The 15,318-nt window shown below is 60.2% G+C and carries 14 protein-coding genes; 7 read left to right on the top strand and 7 right to left on the bottom strand.

Annotation, left to right across the window (positions count from 1 at the left end; genetic code table 11):
• Positions 1-4: 4 nt before the first annotated feature.
• Positions 5-622 carry a hemolysin III family protein gene (locus E3W21_RS14785; RefSeq protein WP_095127102.1) on the top strand — a complete coding sequence of 206 codons (618 nt, stop codon included), beginning with the start codon at positions 5-7 and terminating at the stop codon, positions 620-622.
• A gap of 59 nt (positions 623-681) precedes the next feature.
• Here the strand turns inward: E3W21_RS14785 and E3W21_RS14780 are convergent, their stop codons facing one another.
• On the bottom strand, positions 682-1,644 hold the full coding sequence (locus tag E3W21_RS14780; protein WP_134420642.1) for a LysR family transcriptional regulator: 963 nt from the start codon (positions 1,642-1,644) through the stop codon (positions 682-684).
• Between the two features lie 107 nt (positions 1,645-1,751).
• Between E3W21_RS14780 and E3W21_RS14775 the strand changes: the two genes are divergently transcribed.
• Genes E3W21_RS14775 through E3W21_RS14765 form a run of 3 tightly spaced genes read left to right on the top strand, consistent with a single transcriptional unit; the run spans position 1,752 to position 4,292 of the window.
• The gene (locus E3W21_RS14775; protein ID WP_134420640.1) at positions 1,752-2,993 is read left to right on the top strand and encodes a D-amino acid dehydrogenase; all 1,242 of its coding nucleotides are present in this window, start codon (positions 1,752-1,754) and stop codon (positions 2,991-2,993) included.
• A gap of 18 nt (positions 2,994-3,011) precedes the next feature.
• Positions 3,012-3,362 carry a RidA family protein gene (locus E3W21_RS14770; RefSeq protein ID WP_134420638.1) on the top strand — a complete coding sequence of 117 codons (351 nt, stop codon included), beginning with the start codon at positions 3,012-3,014 and terminating at the stop codon, positions 3,360-3,362.
• A 27-nt stretch (positions 3,363-3,389) separates the two neighbouring features.
• Positions 3,390-4,292 carry a transporter substrate-binding domain-containing protein gene (locus E3W21_RS14765; protein WP_129440391.1) on the top strand — a complete coding sequence of 301 codons (903 nt, stop codon included), beginning with the start codon at positions 3,390-3,392 and terminating at the stop codon, positions 4,290-4,292.
• A gap of 132 nt (positions 4,293-4,424) precedes the next feature.
• Here E3W21_RS14765 and E3W21_RS14760 read toward each other — a convergent pair whose 3' ends face one another.
• Positions 4,425-5,144: a 16S rRNA (uracil(1498)-N(3))-methyltransferase gene (locus E3W21_RS14760; RefSeq protein ID WP_134420636.1), complete on the bottom strand. Its 720-nt coding sequence runs from the start codon at positions 5,142-5,144 to the stop codon at positions 4,425-4,427.
• A gap of 103 nt (positions 5,145-5,247) precedes the next feature.
• On the bottom strand, positions 5,248-6,654 hold the full coding sequence (locus E3W21_RS14755; protein WP_046045254.1) for an adenosylmethionine--8-amino-7-oxononanoate transaminase: 1,407 nt from the start codon (positions 6,652-6,654) through the stop codon (positions 5,248-5,250).
• 223 nt (positions 6,655-6,877) lie between these two features.
• Between E3W21_RS14755 and E3W21_RS14750 the strand changes: the two genes are divergently transcribed.
• The 3 genes from E3W21_RS14750 to E3W21_RS14740 all read left to right on the top strand — a co-directional run bounded on the left by E3W21_RS14750 (position 6,878) and on the right by E3W21_RS14740 (position 10,076).
• Positions 6,878-8,635: a flavin monoamine oxidase family protein gene (locus E3W21_RS14750; protein WP_134420634.1), complete on the top strand. Its 1,758-nt coding sequence runs from the start codon at positions 6,878-6,880 to the stop codon at positions 8,633-8,635.
• A gap of 263 nt (positions 8,636-8,898) precedes the next feature.
• Positions 8,899-9,450 (top strand): cytochrome b, encoded by a 552-nt coding sequence (locus tag E3W21_RS14745; RefSeq protein WP_129440399.1) that lies wholly within the window; start codon positions 8,899-8,901, stop codon positions 9,448-9,450.
• A gap of 32 nt (positions 9,451-9,482) precedes the next feature.
• The gene (locus tag E3W21_RS14740; protein ID WP_129440401.1) at positions 9,483-10,076 is read left to right on the top strand and encodes a YceI family protein; all 594 of its coding nucleotides are present in this window, start codon (positions 9,483-9,485) and stop codon (positions 10,074-10,076) included.
• A gap of 289 nt (positions 10,077-10,365) precedes the next feature.
• On the opposite strand, the gene E3W21_RS14735 is transcribed toward E3W21_RS14740, so the two are convergent.
• From E3W21_RS14735 to metF, 4 genes are all read right to left on the bottom strand, one after another.
• Positions 10,366-12,249, bottom strand: a complete 1,884-nt coding sequence (locus tag E3W21_RS14735; protein WP_129440403.1) for a DEAD/DEAH box helicase — start codon at positions 12,247-12,249, stop codon at positions 10,366-10,368.
• A 223-nt stretch (positions 12,250-12,472) separates the two neighbouring features.
• Complete coding sequence (locus E3W21_RS14730) at positions 12,473-13,288, bottom strand: ABC transporter substrate-binding protein (RefSeq protein WP_134420632.1); 816 nt, start codon at positions 13,286-13,288, stop codon at positions 12,473-12,475.
• Between the two features lie 87 nt (positions 13,289-13,375).
• Positions 13,376-14,458 carry a hypothetical protein gene (locus E3W21_RS14725; RefSeq protein ID WP_134420630.1) on the bottom strand — a complete coding sequence of 361 codons (1,083 nt, stop codon included), beginning with the start codon at positions 14,456-14,458 and terminating at the stop codon, positions 13,376-13,378.
• A gap of 76 nt (positions 14,459-14,534) precedes the next feature.
• The coding region (gene metF, locus E3W21_RS14720) for a methylenetetrahydrofolate reductase [NAD(P)H] (protein WP_256661561.1) at positions 14,535-15,318 on the bottom strand (784 nt) is incomplete at its 5' end.

Raw genomic sequence — 15,318 nt, 5'->3', positions numbered from 1 at the left:
ACACATGTATCACGGGGAAAGATTGAACGCCTGGACGCATCTGGTCGGGGCGGTGGCAGCGGTTGTCGGGGTGGTGTGGATGCTGGTGATTGCCGGCATGGACGGAAGTCCGTGGAAGATCGTCAGCGTGGCGATTTACGGGTTTACCTTGCTGGTGCTTTACAGCGCGTCGACCGTTTATCACAGCGTGCGTGGGCGCAAGAAAGCGATCATGCAGAAGGTCGATCACTTTTCGATCTATCTGCTGATTGCCGGCAGCTACACGCCTTTTTGTCTGGTGACATTGCGCGGGCCGTGGGGCTGGACGCTGTTCGGGATTGTCTGGGGATTGGCGCTGATCGGCATCCTGCAAGAGATCAAGCCGCGTTCGGAGGCGCGGATTCTGTCGATCGTGATCTACGCGGTGATGGGCTGGATCGTGCTGGTGGCGGTCAAGCCGTTATTGGCGGCGTTGGGCAGTACAGGTTTCGCCTGGCTGGCGTCGGGCGGCGTGCTGTACACCGTGGGCATTATCTTTTTTGCGCTGGATAGTCGTTTACGCCATGCCCACGGGATCTGGCACCTGTTCGTGATTGCCGGGAGTTTGCTGCACTTCGTGGCGATTCTGTTTTATGTCTTGTAGATCGCACTGCAGCTATTTGAAAAACCTGTGGGAGCGGGCTTGCTCGCGAAAGCGTCAGGTCAGCCGACATCATCGCTGACTGATCCACCGCATTCGCGAGCAAGCTCGCTCCCACAGGGACACAGGCGATCCAGTTGCGCTTGCGCCCGTCGGCTGAACACCTGCAACAGGTCGCTCAAGGTATGGGGTGGCGGTTCGTCGGCGCGGGTCACCGCGTACAGGGTAATCGGTAAGGCTGGCGCCAGAGGTCGAATCGCCGTGGCGGCGGGGGACGCACCGAGTGCGGTAAACGGATCGATCACCGCCAATCCGGCACCTGACTCAACCATCGCCCGCGCCAGCGAGTAGGTCTGCACGGCGATGCGAACCCGTGGCGGCGGATCGACCGCCTCAAGGTAGCTGTCGAGTCTGGCCGCCAGCGGGTCGGCGCTGGACAGGCCGATCAGCGGCGCTCCGGCCAATTCGCTCAACGGCAACGGTTGGCTCAAGGCGTCGTCGGCCCAATAACCCAACGGCGCCAGTGCCACCAAAACCCCGCAGGCCAGGGCTTGCGCCTTCAGGCCCGGATGATCCGGCGGCTGCAAGGTCAGCGCGACATCCACTTCGCGCATCAACAAATTCTGCATCAGCTCACGGCTGTGGGCGCTGGACAGTTCGCAGACGATGTCCGGGTAGCGTTGCGTCCACTCGTTGATGGCCGGCGGCAGCAGCGACAGGGCCAGCGCCGGGATCGCGCCGATCCGTACGCTGTGCCCCGGCTCGCGCCGCAGGCTCTGGGCCAGACGTCGCACGCCTTGCAGGCTTTCGGTGACCTTGTCGACTTCGCGCTCAAGTTCCAGCGCTTCGGGCGTTGCCTGCAATTTGCCGCGCACCCGCAGGAACAACGGAAAGCCCAGTTGCTGTTCGGCGTGTTGCAGCACTTTGCTTACCGCCGGCTGCGACACGTGCAGCAACTGCGCGGCGCCACTGACCGAACCGGTCTGGCGAATGGCCTGGAAAATCTCGATGTGTCGCAGTCGCATGGCAAGTCCATAACCTTTGTTTATGGGTCAGGCATCTTTATGCATTGTTCAACGGCTGTCACCTGGTCCTAACCTGAAGCCTGTTCCAACAACGGTTAAGGACAGACATGGCTCAGCGGGTTTGCATTATCGGTGGCGGCGTCATCGGGCTGACGACGGCTTACGCACTGGTTCGCGACGGCATCGACGTGACGCTGATCGAGGCCCGGGACTCGCTGGGCAGCGAGACCAGTTTCGCCAACGGCGGCCAGTTGTCCTACCGCTACGTCGCACCGCTGGCCGATGCCGGCGTACCGTTGCAGGCGCTTGGCTGGATGCTGCGCGGTGACTCGCCGTTGAAGCTGCGCCCGCGCCTGGACCCGGCGCAGTGGCGCTGGATGGCGTCCTTCCTGGCGGCTTGCCGTCGTTCGGTGAATCAGCGCAACGGCGCGCACCTGCTGCGTCTGGCGCTGCTGAGCCAGGCCACGCTGCAAGGCTGGCGCGAAGAAGACCGTCTCGACGGTTTCGACTGGCGGCGCAACGGCAAACTGGTGACGTTTCGTGAAGCCGCGAGTTTTGAACATGCGCGCCATGGCCTGGCCGATCCGCAACAGCAGCATGTGCTGTCGCGGGCCGAATGCGCCCAACTGGAGCCTGCACTCGCCGAGGCGCCGTTTGTGGGCGCGATTTATACCCCCGACGAGGAGGTCGCCGACTGCCATGCTTTCTGTCAGCAACTGTTGGCTCGACTCCAGGCGTCGGGGCGTTGCGAGTTTTTGCTCGGTCGCAAGGTCACCGGCATTCGCCACGCGGACGGTGCGGTGCAGGCCGTAGAAATGGGTTCGCAGGTGCTGCCGGTCGAACAACTGGTGATTGCCGCCGGACATCGCAGTCCGGCGCTGGCATTGCCGGGCATGAACCTGCCGCTGTATCCGCTCAAGGGCTACAGCCTGACCTTGCCCATCCGCGCCGAACATCGCGCGCCGGAGCTGAGCATCACCGATTACAACCGCAAGATCGTTTACGCCCGCATCGGTGAACAACTGCGCGTGGCGGCGATGGTCGATATTGTCGGTTTCGACCCGGCACTCGACCCCAAACGTCTGGCGCTGATCAAGCGCCAGGCACAGGAAACCTTGCCGAATGCTGGGGATTACGCCGCCGCCATCGAATGGGCCGGCATGCGCCCGGCCACCCCCAGCGGCGTGCCGTTGATCGGGGCCACGGTGTATCGCAACCTGTGGCTCAACCTCGGCCATGGCGCCCTGGGTTTTACCCTGGCCTGTGGCAGCGCCCGGTTGCTCAGCGAGTTGATCGCCCGGCGCACACCTTCAATCGAAATGCAGGGCCTCGCCCCCCGCGTCGCCTGACTTGAAAAGGAAAAACCGATGAACATCAACCGAATCAACAGCAACAGCCGCCTCTCTGGCGCGGTGACCTTTGGCGATCTGGTGTTTCTCTCGGGACAGGTTCCGGGTGACAGCACCGACGTCACCGGCCAAACCGCCGAAGTGCTGGCGAAAATCGATGCGTTGCTGGCCGAGGCTGGCAGCGACAAGGATCATCTGCTCAACGCGACCATTTACCTGAACGACATTGGCCGCGACTTTGCCGCCATGAACGAGGTCTGGTCGCAGTGGCTGTCACCGGGCAACGCACCGACCCGCACCACTGTGCAGGCGCTACTGGCCCGGCCAGAGGTGCTGGTGGAAATCACCGTGATCGCCGCCCGCCGCTAATCGCCTTACCCACAACGGAGAATAACAATGCAAAAAATCACGTTGATCGGCTGCACCCTCGGCCTGCTGCTCGCCAGTCAGGTCCAGGCCAACGAAGCGCCGCTGACCGGCACGCTGAACAAGGTCGCCAATGCCAAGAGCATCACGCTGGGTTATCGCGACGCGTCGGTGCCGTTCTCTTACGTGGGTGATCACACGGGGCAGCCGATGGGCTATTCGGTGGACCTGGCGAGCAAGATTGTCGAGCGCATCAAGCAAAAGCTTGAGCTGCCGGATCTGCAGGTGAAGTACAACCTGGTGACCTCACAAACGCGCATTCCGCTGGTGCAGAACGGCACGGTCGACCTTGAGTGCGGCTCCACCGGCGTGACGGCCGAGCGTATGCAGCAAGTGGCGTTTTCCTACGGGTTCATCTACGTGAAGGGTCAGTTGCTCACGGCGAAGGACAGCGGCATCAAGAGTTTCGCCGACTTGCGTGGCAAGAACGTCGTGACCACCGCGGGCACCACCAACGAGCGGTTTCTGAAGAGCTACAACGTCGATAACAAGATCGATATGTTCGTGATCAGCGCCAAGGACCACGGCGAAGCCTTCCAGATGTTGCAGTCAGGTCGGGCGGCGGCGTTCTATATGGATGACGCGCTGCTTTACGGCGAACGCGCCAAGGCCCGCGATCCGCATAACTGGGTGGTGGTGGGTGAGGAGCAGTCGCGGGAAATCTACAGCTGTATGGTGCGCAAGGATGATCCGCAGTTTCTTGAGTTGGTGAACTCGACACTCGCCGATCTGTACAGCTCGGGAGAGATCAACGGCATCTACCAGCGCTGGTTCCAGCAGCCGATTCCGCCCAAAGGCCTGAACCTGGAATTTCCGATGACCAGCGAACTGAAAGCAATCATCGCCAAACCGGTGAGTGACCCGGTGCAATAGTTTCTGAACGATCAGATTCTGTTTTATGTCTTGTAGACCGCGTCGCGGGCCTTCGCGAGCAAGCCCGCTCCCACATTTGATCTCTGAACGACACAGATCAAGTGTGGGAGCGGGCTTGCTCGCGAAGAGGTCCTAGAAGTCGCCCCAAAGCTGTTGGGCAACCGCCAACGCTACCACCGGCGCGGTTTCGGTGCGCAACACGCGAGGGCCGAGGCGGGCGGCGTGAAAATCGCCAGCCTTGGCCTGCTCGACTTCAGCGTCGGACAACCCGCCTTCCGGGCCGATCAAAAACGCCAGCGTCGCCGGTTTCGCATGGCTCACCAATGGTTCGGCCACCGGATGCAGTACCAGTTTCAATTCGGCCTCCGTCTGCTTCAACCAATCCGCCAACAGCAGCGGCGGATGAATCACCGGCACCCGTGAGCGTCCGCATTGCTCGCACGCGCTGATCGCAACCTGGCGCCAGTGCATCAGGCGTTTGTCGGCGCGCTCATCCTTCAGCCGAACTTCACAGCGGTCGCTAAAAATCGGGGTGATTTCAGTGACGCCCAACTCGGTGGCTTTCTGAATCGCCCAATCCATCCGCTCGCCACGGGACAAGCCCTGGCCGAGATGGATCTGCAAGGGCGACTCGACCTGCCCGGCGAAGCTTTCATCGATCTGCACGACGACGCGCTTCTTGCCGACCTCCACCAGCGTGGCGCGAAACTCATGGCCCGAACCGTCGAACAGTTGCAGCGCATCACCCTCGGCCATGCGCAACACGCGGCTGATGTAATGGGCCTGGGCCTCGGGCAACTCGTGTTCGCCGGTGCTCAAGGGGGCGTCGATAAAGAAACGGGACAGTCTCATCGGGGGTCTCTGTAAAATGTGTGCAGGTTTTGGCGGCCCTATCGCGAGCAAGCTCGCTCCCACAGGTGTACGCGGTCAACTGTGGGAGCTTCGGTGAAATCAATCAGCCCGGATCTCGGAAGCCCGGGTGGAAGTCTTTCGGCACCGAAACACTGACGCTATCGCGAGTCGCGATGTCGATGCCTTCGCTGGCCACTTCAGCCAGAAAGTCGATCTGCTCCGGTGTAATCACATACGGCGGCAGAAAGTACACCACGCTGCCCAACGGACGAAGTAAAGCACCACGCTCCAGCGCATGCTGGAACACTTTCAAGCCGCGACGTTCCTGCCACGGATAAGCTTCCTTGGTGGCCTTGTCCTTGACCATCTCGATGGCCAGTACCATGCCGGTCTGACGCACTTCCGAAACGTTCGGGTGATCGGCCAGGTGCGCAGTGGCGCTGGCCATGCGCTGAGACAGGGCCTTGTTGTTCTCGATGACGTTGTCTTCTTCGAAGATATCCAACGTCGCCAATGCCGCCGCGCACGCCAGCGGATTGCCGGTGTAGCTGTGGGAATGCAGGAAGGCGCGCAGGGTCGGGTAGTCGTCGTAGAAAGCGCTGTAGACATCTTCGGTGGTCACGCAGGCCGCCAACGGCAGGTAACCGCCGGTCAGGGCCTTGGACAGGCACAGGAAGTCCGGGCGGATGCCGGCCTGTTCGCAGGCGAACATCGTCCCGGTGCGGCCGAAGCCGACGGCGATTTCGTCGTGGATCAGGTGCACGCCATAGCGGTCGCAGGCTTCGCGCAGCAGTTTCAGATAAACCGGGTGGTACATGCGCATGCCGCCGGCGCCCTGGATCAGCGGCTCGACGATGACTGCAGCGACGGTGTCGTGGTTCTCGGCCAGGGTCTGTTCCATGGCGGCGAACATGTTGCGCGAATGTTCTTCCCAGCTCATGCCTTCCGGGCGCAGGTAGCAATCGGGGCTCGGCACCTTGATGGTGTCCAGCAGCAGGGCCTTGTAGGTTTCGGTGAACAGCGGCACGTCGCCCACCGACATCGCCGCCATGGTCTCGCCGTGGTAGCTGTTGGTCAGGGTGACGAAGCGCTTTTTGTTTGGCTGGCCGCGGTTGAGCCAATAGTGAAAGCTCATTTTCAGCGCGACTTCGATGCAGGACGAACCGTTATCGGCGTAGAAGCATCGGGTCAGGCCTTCCGGCGTCATCTTCACCAGGCGCTCGGACAACTCGATGACCGGCTGATGACTGAAACCAGCGAGGATCACGTGTTCCAGCTGATCGACCTGGTCCTTGATGCGCTGGTTGATCCGCGGGTTGGCGTGACCAAACACGTTGACCCACCAGGAGCTGACGGCGTCGAGGTAACGTTTGCCTTCGAAGTCTTCCAGCCAAACGCCTTCACCGCGTTTGATCGGGATCAGCGGCAGCTGTTCGTGGTCTTTCATCTGGGTGCAAGGATGCCACAACACCGCGAGATCGCGTTGCATCCACTGATTATTCAGGCCCATTTTCAGTCTCCTCGAGGCGGCTCGCGACGTGCGCGGGCAAACAATCGCGCAAGCCTATGCAATGCGTGACGTGGGGACAACCCATTGTGTGGATTGAGCTACTTTGTATAGGTGGATAGACGTCGCTGGCGGCCTTTTGATGGCTGACGTATTCTTCGCGGTTCTTTGAGTCGTCTGACTCGCAAAACCGCTATTTCCTACGTGTATTTCCGGAGTTCGCTGAATGTCTGCTGGTTGGCTGCGCGCCTGTGCGCTGGTGATGTTGGGGCTGTTCAGCGTGTCTGCGCTGGCCAAGGATAAAACGGCGATCGTGATCGGCGGAGGGCTGTCTGGCCTCACCGCGGCTTACGAACTGCAAAACAAGGGCTGGCAGGTGACCCTGCTGGAAGCCAAACCGAGCATGGGCGGTCGCTCCGGCATGGCCACCAGTGAGTGGATCGGCAACGACAAGACCCAACCGGTCCTGAACAAGTACGTATCGACCTTCAAGCTGAGCACCACGCCGGCCCCAGAGTTCGTGCGGACCCCGGGCTATCTGATTGACGGTGAGTATTTCACCGCCGCCGATCTGGCCACCAAGCAGCCGGCCACCAGCGACGCGCTCAAGCGCTACGAAAAGACCCTTGACGTTCTGGCGCGCTCGATCGAAGACCCGCAGAACCCGGCGGCCAACAGCACGCTGTTCGCGCTGGACCAGATCAACGTGGCCAACTGGCTCGACCGTCTGAATCTGCCGGCCACGGCTCGTCAGTTGGTGAATCAGCAGATTCGTACCCGTTATGACGAACCATCGCGCCTGTCGCTGTTGTACTTCGCACAGCAAAGCCGCGTTTACCGTGGCGTTGCCGACCGTGACCTGCGTGCTTCGCGTCTGCTCGGTGGCAGCCCGGTGCTGGCACAGGCCTTCGTCAAACAACTGAAAACCATCAAGACCAGCTCCCCGGTCTCGGCCATCACCCAGGAAAAGGACGGCGTAACCGTCAAAGTCGGCAGCGTTGGCTATCAGGCTGACTACGTCGTCGTGGCCGTGCCATTGCGCGCCCTGAACAAGATCCAGATGACTCCGTCGCTGGATGCCCAGCACATGGGCGCGATCAAGGGCACCAACTACGGTTGGCGCGACCAGATCATGCTGAAATTCAAGACGCCAGTGTGGGAAAGCAAGGCGCGGATGACCGGCGAGATCTACAGCAACGCCGGTCTGGGCATGTTGTGGGTTGAGCCGGCGCTGAAGGGCGGCGCCAACGTGGTGATCAACCTGTCCGGCGACAACGCGCGCGTGATGCAGGCTTTCGGCGACAAGCAGATGGTCGATCAGGTGTTGATCCGTCTGCACGCCTTTTATCCACAGGCGCGCGGTTCGTTCACCGGTTACGAAATCCGCCGCTACAGCACCGACCCATCGATGGGCGGCGCTTACCTGGCGTTCGGTCCTGGCCAGATCAGCAAGTACTGGCGTCTGTGGGAGCGTCCGATTCAGCGTGTAGCCTTTGCTGGCGAACACACTGACACCTTGTACCCGGGCACGCTGGAAGGTGCATTGCGCACCGGTCAGCGGGCAGCCAGTCAGGTAGAAGACCTGGCGGCCGGCAAGTCGTTTGAACCGGCGAAAGTTGTTCCGGCAGCGACCGTTGCGGCGGCCGGCGCGGTGGCAGCGAAGAAAGGCAACTTCTTCACCAACCTGTTCATTGGTTCTGACGACAAACCGGCACCGGTCAAGGCGCCAGAGCCAGTGGCTCCGGTTGCTCCGGCACCGGCTCCAACACCTGAGCCGGCCCCAGCGCCAGCACCGGTCGAAGCGCCGAAACCAGCGGCACCGGTGAAAGCTGAACCGGCCAAAAAAGCCCCGGCCAAAAAGCCTGCTGCCAAAACCGAGGCCAAAAAGGCTCCGGCAAAAGCGCCGGCGAAGAAAGCTGAATCGGCTAAGAAACCAGCGGCCAAGCCCGCTGCGACTCCGGCGACGGATACCAAAGCGCAGTAAGCTTTGGGACTAAAAAACGCGGCAGAAATGCCGCGTTTTTTTATGTCCTGAAGAAAACCAATATCAAGAATCGAATAAATCTTGGGGCGCAGGTGTTCCTTAGTTGGACTTCATTTTTTCTTACACATTGGTCTTTAATCTTTCCTTAACTCACCTATTTCAGACTCTTGATCGTATTTCTCGATATTTCAAAGCGAAATTTTCCGCTTTAACTCGATAGATAACTCGATAGTCTTGTTCGCAGTTCTCACAGGATTTGGGCAATGCAGCTACGTAATTCTTCTTCGCGCTACGGTTGGGTCAGCATCTTTATGCACTGGGGCGTGGCGCTGGCGGTCTTCGGTCTGTTTGCGTTGGGCTTGTGGATGGTCGGTCTCGACTACTACAGTACCTGGCGCAAAGACGCGCCCGACTTGCACAAGAGCATTGGCCTGGTGTTGTTAGCTGTCATGGTTCTACGGGTGCTGTGGCGTTTCATCAGTCCGCCGCCGCCAGTACTGGAAAGCTATAACCGCATGACGCGCATTGGCGCCAAGTTCGGGCACTCGTTCCTGTATCTCAGTCTGTTTGCTGTGATGATTGCCGGTTACCTGATTTCCACCGCAGAAGGTGTCGGGATTCCGGTGTTTGGCCTGTTTGAAGTTCCTGCACTGGTGTCCGGACTACCGGACCAGGCAGACACCGCCGGTGTGATTCATCTGTATCTGGCGTGGATGCTGGTAATTTTTTCCGGCCTCCATGCGTTGGCAGCACTGAAACACCACTTTATCGATCGTGATGCGACCCTCACTCGAATGCTGGGGCGCAAAGCTTGACGTTCAACCTCGACTCCAAAGGAATAGAAAGCATGTTGAAAAAGACTCTCGCCGCTCTGGCAATCGGTTCTGCTCTGCTGTCCGCCAACGTGATGGCGGCCGACTACGTCGTCGACAAAGAAGGCCAGCACGCCTTCGTTGACTTCAAGATCAGCCACCTGGGCTATAGCTTCATCACCGGTACCTTCAAGGATATCGATGGCAAGTTCAGCTTCGACGCTGCCAAGCCAGAAGACAGCAAGATCGAGTTCAACGTGAACACCGCCAGCGTGTTCACCAACCATGCCGAGCGCGATAAGCACATCGCCAGCGGTGATTTCCTGAATGTGAGCAAGTTCGCCAAAGCCACGTTCGTTTCCACCAGCGTCAAATCCACCGGCAAAAACGCCGCGGGTAAAGACACTGCGGACGTGACCGGTGACCTGACCCTGCTGGGCGTGACCAAGCCAGTCGTGGTCAAGGCCACTTTCCTGGGTGAAGGCAAGGACCCATGGGGCGGCTACCGTGCCGGCTTCGAAGGCACTACCAGCATCAAGCGTTCCGATTTCGGCAAGCAGAAAGACCTGGGCCCACAGTCCGACGCGGTCGAGTTGTACGTGACGTTTGAAGGTGTCAAAGCGAAATAACTTTCGCCGCTAAAACAAAAACGCCCCCGATCTTGCGATCGGGGGCGTTTTTTATTACCTGGCGCAATACGCACAGGCGATGAGATCAAGTGTGGGAGCGGGCTTGCTCGCGAAAGCGGTGGGTCAGTCGCCATCAATGTTGAATGTTCAACCGCTTTCGCGAGCAAGCCCGCTCCCACATTTGTTCTTTGGTGAATCCGGTATTTGCGCCTGACTTCAGGGCCGCTACGCAGAAAACAAAAATGCCCCTGATCTCGCGATCATGGGCATTTTTTATTGCAGTGATAACTCAGCGATTGCGGGTCAGCAACGCTGGTTTCTCGCCGCGCGGACGGCCTGGCAGTTGATCAAGTTGCTCAGGAGTCGGGAAACGATCGGTTTTCGACTCCTTGTGAATGATCTTCGGTGCCGGGCCGCGCGGGTTTTGCACGGCTGGCTCCGAACGCGGCTGGTCGTCGGTGCGGGCAGGGCGGCGGTTGCGGGACTCTTCGCGACGGGCCTGGCCGTCACGTGGAGCACCGTTGCGTGGGCCGCTGCGCTTGGCCGGCGGAGTGCCGGTGGTGGCGCCATCGCTGCTGCGAGGGCCGCTTTGACGACCCTGAGGCTTGCCGCCGCCGGTGCGCGGAGCACCTGCACCAGCTGTCGTGCCTTGTGCCGGAGCACTCGGACGGCGGCCACGGCCCTGAGCCGGTTTGGCTTGAGGAACGTAATCGACGCGGTTACCGAAGTTATCGATATCGTCGTCCAGGAACTCGTCCGGAGCACGGTCTGCGGCAGCAGCGCGTGGTGCTGGACGTTGTTGCTCGCGAGCCGGAGTGCCTTCGCGTGGCTTGTGTTCACGCGCCGGGCGATCGCCACGGCCAGTGGCTGCAGGTTTTTCCTTGCCGCCCTTGTCCTTGCCCTTGTCTTTACGACCGCCGCCACCACCAGTGCCGTTCGGACCGTCGCCGCGCGGGCCACGTGGGTTGCGCGGGTTACGCACATCCGGACGCTCGCGGACTTCAGGCTTCTCGGCTTCTACAGCGCTGGAGTCGAAGCCCATCAGGTTGCCGTCGGCAATCTTCTGCTTGGTCATGCGCTCGATGCTTTTCAGCAACTTCTCTTCGTCCGGGGCAACCAGCGAGATCGCCTCGCCCGAACGACCGGCACGGCCAGTACGGCCGATACGGTGAACGTAGTCTTCGTCGACGTTTGGCAATTCGAAGTTGACCACGTGTGGCAACTGATCGATGTCCAGGCCGCGAGCGGCGATGTCGGTGGCGACCAGGATGCGCACTTCGCCGGCCTTGAAGTCGGCCAAGGCTTTGGTGCGAGCGTTCTGGCTCTTGTTACCGTGGATCGCAACGGCGCTGAGGCCGTGTTTGTCCAGGTACTCGGCCAGACGGTTGGCGCCGTGCTTGGTGCGGGTGAACACCAGCACCTGTTCCCAGGCGCCAGCGGTGATCAGGTGCGCCAGCAACGAGCGCTTGTGGCTGGCAGCCAGGCGGAATACGCGCTGTTCGATACGCTCGACCGTGGTGTTCGGCGGCGTGACTTCGATGCGTTCCGGGTTGTGCAGCAGCTTGCCGGCGAGGTCGGTGATGTCTTTGGAGAAAGTCGCCGAGAACAGCAGGTTTTGACGTTTGCTCGGCAGACGAGCCAGGACCTTTTTCACGTCATGGACGAAGCCCATGTCGAGCATGCGGTCGGCTTCGTCCAGCACGAGGATTTCCACGTGGGACAAATCGACGCTGCCTTGGCCGGCGAGGTCGAGCAGGCGGCCAGGGCAGGCCACCAGCACGTCAACACCGCGGGACATGGCCTGAACCTGCGGGTTCATGCCGACGCCGCCGAAGATGCAGGCGCTGACGAACTTCAGGTCACGGGCATAGACCTTGAAGCTCTCGTGTACTTGAGCCGCGAGTTCGCGGGTTGGGGTCAGGACCAGTACGCGCGGTTGGCGCGGGCCGTGACGCTGGGATTTGTCCGGGTGACCGTTGGGGAACAACCGCTCCAGAATCGGAAGGGCGAAGCCGCCGGTTTTACCAGTACCTGTCTGAGCCGCGACCATCAGGTCGCGACCTTGCAACACGGCGGGAATGGCCCGCTGTTGCACCGGAGTAGGCTCGGTATAGCCCGCTGCCTCGATGGCGCGGACTAAAGCCTCGGAGAGACCGAGGGAAGCAAAGGACATGAGTAATCCTGTTTTAGTTAGGGCTTGGCCCAATGGGAGTCTTGCCTGGCGCGAATGGCGTTTAAGAGGAACGCAATCCCGTCCGGTCCTGCTGGGCCAAGAAGGCTCATCTGGAGTGCTCGCGCGGGCTGAAAAGCTGCGCTGTAGCGGGGTCGAGATGCCTTGAACAAGTCCGAGCGTCCGGGCGTGAGCCTGGCGGGAAGGCCGGAGTATAACAGAGCAATCACTGCGCGCCGCTTTCCTGCTGCTCAACGGTTTTTCCGTTGGCGGCGGTGGCTCTGGTGGTTTTTACCTCGGCCGCCGGGTCGGCGCCATAACGGGCGCTCAGTTCAGCGTACGCGGGCTCGCGCTTGAAGCGTCTGAGTTCGGCGCCGAAGCGCTGCACCAACAAGTCCATGCCGGCGTTGCGGCGTACTGCCAGGAACTGGCTCTGGTGGCTGATGACGGTCGGGTTCTCGGTAATCTTGTCGCGGATGCCCAATTCATCGAGCAAGTGCTGACCGACCCTGCGATCAGTGATCAGTAGGTCGATCCGCCCGCGCACCAGTTTGCCGAAGTTGGCTTCATGGGTCGGCGCCGGTTCGCGAGTGAACAGGGTCGATTCGCTGAAGTCCTGGCTGTACAGATAGCCCGGGGAAGTGCCGATGGTCAGCCCTTTCAGGTCGGCCAGGGTGCGAAAAGGGAGGGGCCGCTCATTGGCGTAGAACATTACGAACTCCACTTCCGAGAGCGGCTCGCCGGGGTAGAGCAGGGTGGCGTCGCGCTCATCGCTGTGGAAGATGTCCAGCGCGCCGTCTGCCTGGCCCGTTTCGAGCATCGACAGGCAGCGTTTCCACGGCAGGAACTGCCATTCCACTTCGATGCCCAGGCGTTTGAAGACGATGGCGGTGGTTTCGTAGTCCAGTCCCAGGGACTTGCCGTTTTCCTCATACACGTACGGCGCCCAGGGTTCGGTGACAATGCGCAGCTTCTCGCCCCGAGCGGCGAAGCTCAGGCAAGTACAAAGCAGAATTGTCAGCAACTGGGCAATAACGGGCATGGCCTGAGGTTAGTACTCTCAGGGCCTAATGAGAAGCTCTGGCGAGCATGTTTAGCGTTGTCCTTGAGATAGATTGCGCGCAGGCCTCTATTTATCGGGCGAATTGAGCAAGTGGTCGTGGATAGCTTTGCGTCGACCGCCCAGGATCAGTCGTACCAATGCCCTGTCGAACCAGCGTTCGAGCAAGTGCTGAGTGACCGGCTTGCCGAGGCGCTCTTCCTGGTTTTGCAGCGCCTTGTCCCACCACACCGGCCCACAGGCCTTGTCGAACTCATTGTGGTGTTCATAGCAGCCATAGAGGATCTCGCGGATGAACTGACGCAGATGTTTGGGCAGTGCCAGGGTGATGAGTTTGTAGAGCATTCGCTGGGCCCGTGGCGGTCGTGGCAGGTGAGCTGACACGCGGCGAGTATCGTCCAATGCTGCCTGACTGGTCGGGTTCTTGGCGTGTTTGACGACCCAGGCTTTAACCTTGGCCCTGAACAACTGCTTGCGGCTCCAGTAGTGATGGATCAGGTCCGGACACTTATTGATCTGCATCGTGCGATAGGCCGCGACCGACAGGCAGAACTCCTCAAGGGTATAAGCCCCCTGTGCCATGGGAAACAATTCGTCGATCAAGGCAATGGAGTGATCGAGCACCTGCGCGTCCTGCTGGTGCAACCCGATCACGCCGGAATTGAGCAGCATCATCTGATCGTCAGCCAGGCCTTTGTTCAAAAGCGTATTCGACAGCGCACTGTAGAGCACGTTCTCCTTATTGGTGCCGTATTGGGTGTAGTAGTCGTTGCACAGCAGAGTGCCGGGTTGCACGCGATTGAACAGTTCGACGGGTGAACAATGGAAGAACGTGTCAGTGTCGATCAGCAATGCGACTTCCGACTCCTCAAGCACCTTGCGCAACGCCACATGCTTGGCTCGAAAGTGATAGCCATGGGGTTCGTTCCAGCGGCGACGGGTAGGCTCGTCGAGGGGGCGCACTCGTACCGGCAGGTGCTCGTAGGGCTGCGGGTTGTCACTGAAAACCTGGATGTCGAGCTCTGAGTGGGGCGTTTCACGCAGCCAGGCCAAGGCACTGGCGATGCTGAACACGGCTTCCTGGTGGTACGTCTGGGAGCCGAAAACCAGATAAACCAGTTGAGGGCGTGGTGACGAGGACTCAGTCATCATTGAGAACAACATTCCATGGGTCTTTTGAATATAAAAGACCCTCAGAAGAGGGCCTTGGGATGAGGCGTGGAGTCTATCAGCGCGGTAGCTTCAGATTGTTCCACACGGCCAGGCTCGCTTCGGCCTGGTTCAGGGTATAGAAATGCAAACCCGGTGCTCCGCCCTGCAACAAACGTTCACACATTTCAGTAATAACCTGTTCACCGAAACGCTGAATGCTTGAGGTGTCGTCGCCGTAGGCTTCCAGCTGCTTGCGGATCCAGCGCGGGATTTCCGCACCGCAGGCATCGGAGAAGCGCGCCAGCTTGCTGTAGTTGGTGATCGGCATGATCCCCGGAACGATAGGGATATTCACGCCCATCGCCCGTACACGCTCGACGAAGTAGAAGTAGCTGTCGGCGTTGAAGAAGTACTGGGTGATCGCACTGTTGGCGCCAGCGTTGGCCTTGCGCACGAAGTTGGTCAGATCGTCTTCGAAATTGCGCGCTTGCGGGTGCATTTCCGGGTAGGCGGCGACTTCGATGTGGAAATGATCGCCGGTTTCTTCACGAATGAATTCAACCAGGTCATTGGCGTGGCGCATTTCACCACTGGCCATGCCCATGCCGGAAGGCAGGTCACCGCGCAGGGCGACGATACGGGTGATACCGGCTGCCTTGTATTGGGTCAGCAGGCCGCGCAAGTCGTCCTTGCTGTCGCCAACGCAGGACAAATGCGGTGCGGCAGGGACTTTGACTTCGCTTTCGAGCTGCAACACGGTGTTGAGGGTGCGATCACGGGTCGAACCACCAGCGCCGTAGGTGCAGGAGAAGAAGTCAGGATTGTAGGTCGCCAGATGACGGGCAGTAGCGATCAGTTTT

The sequence above is a fragment of the Pseudomonas sp. F01002 genome (assembly GCF_004402115.1).
GTDB classification, from domain to species: Bacteria; Pseudomonadota; Gammaproteobacteria; order Pseudomonadales; family Pseudomonadaceae; genus Aquipseudomonas; species Aquipseudomonas frigoris.
This window is presented reverse-complemented; position numbering and strand designations above follow the sequence as displayed.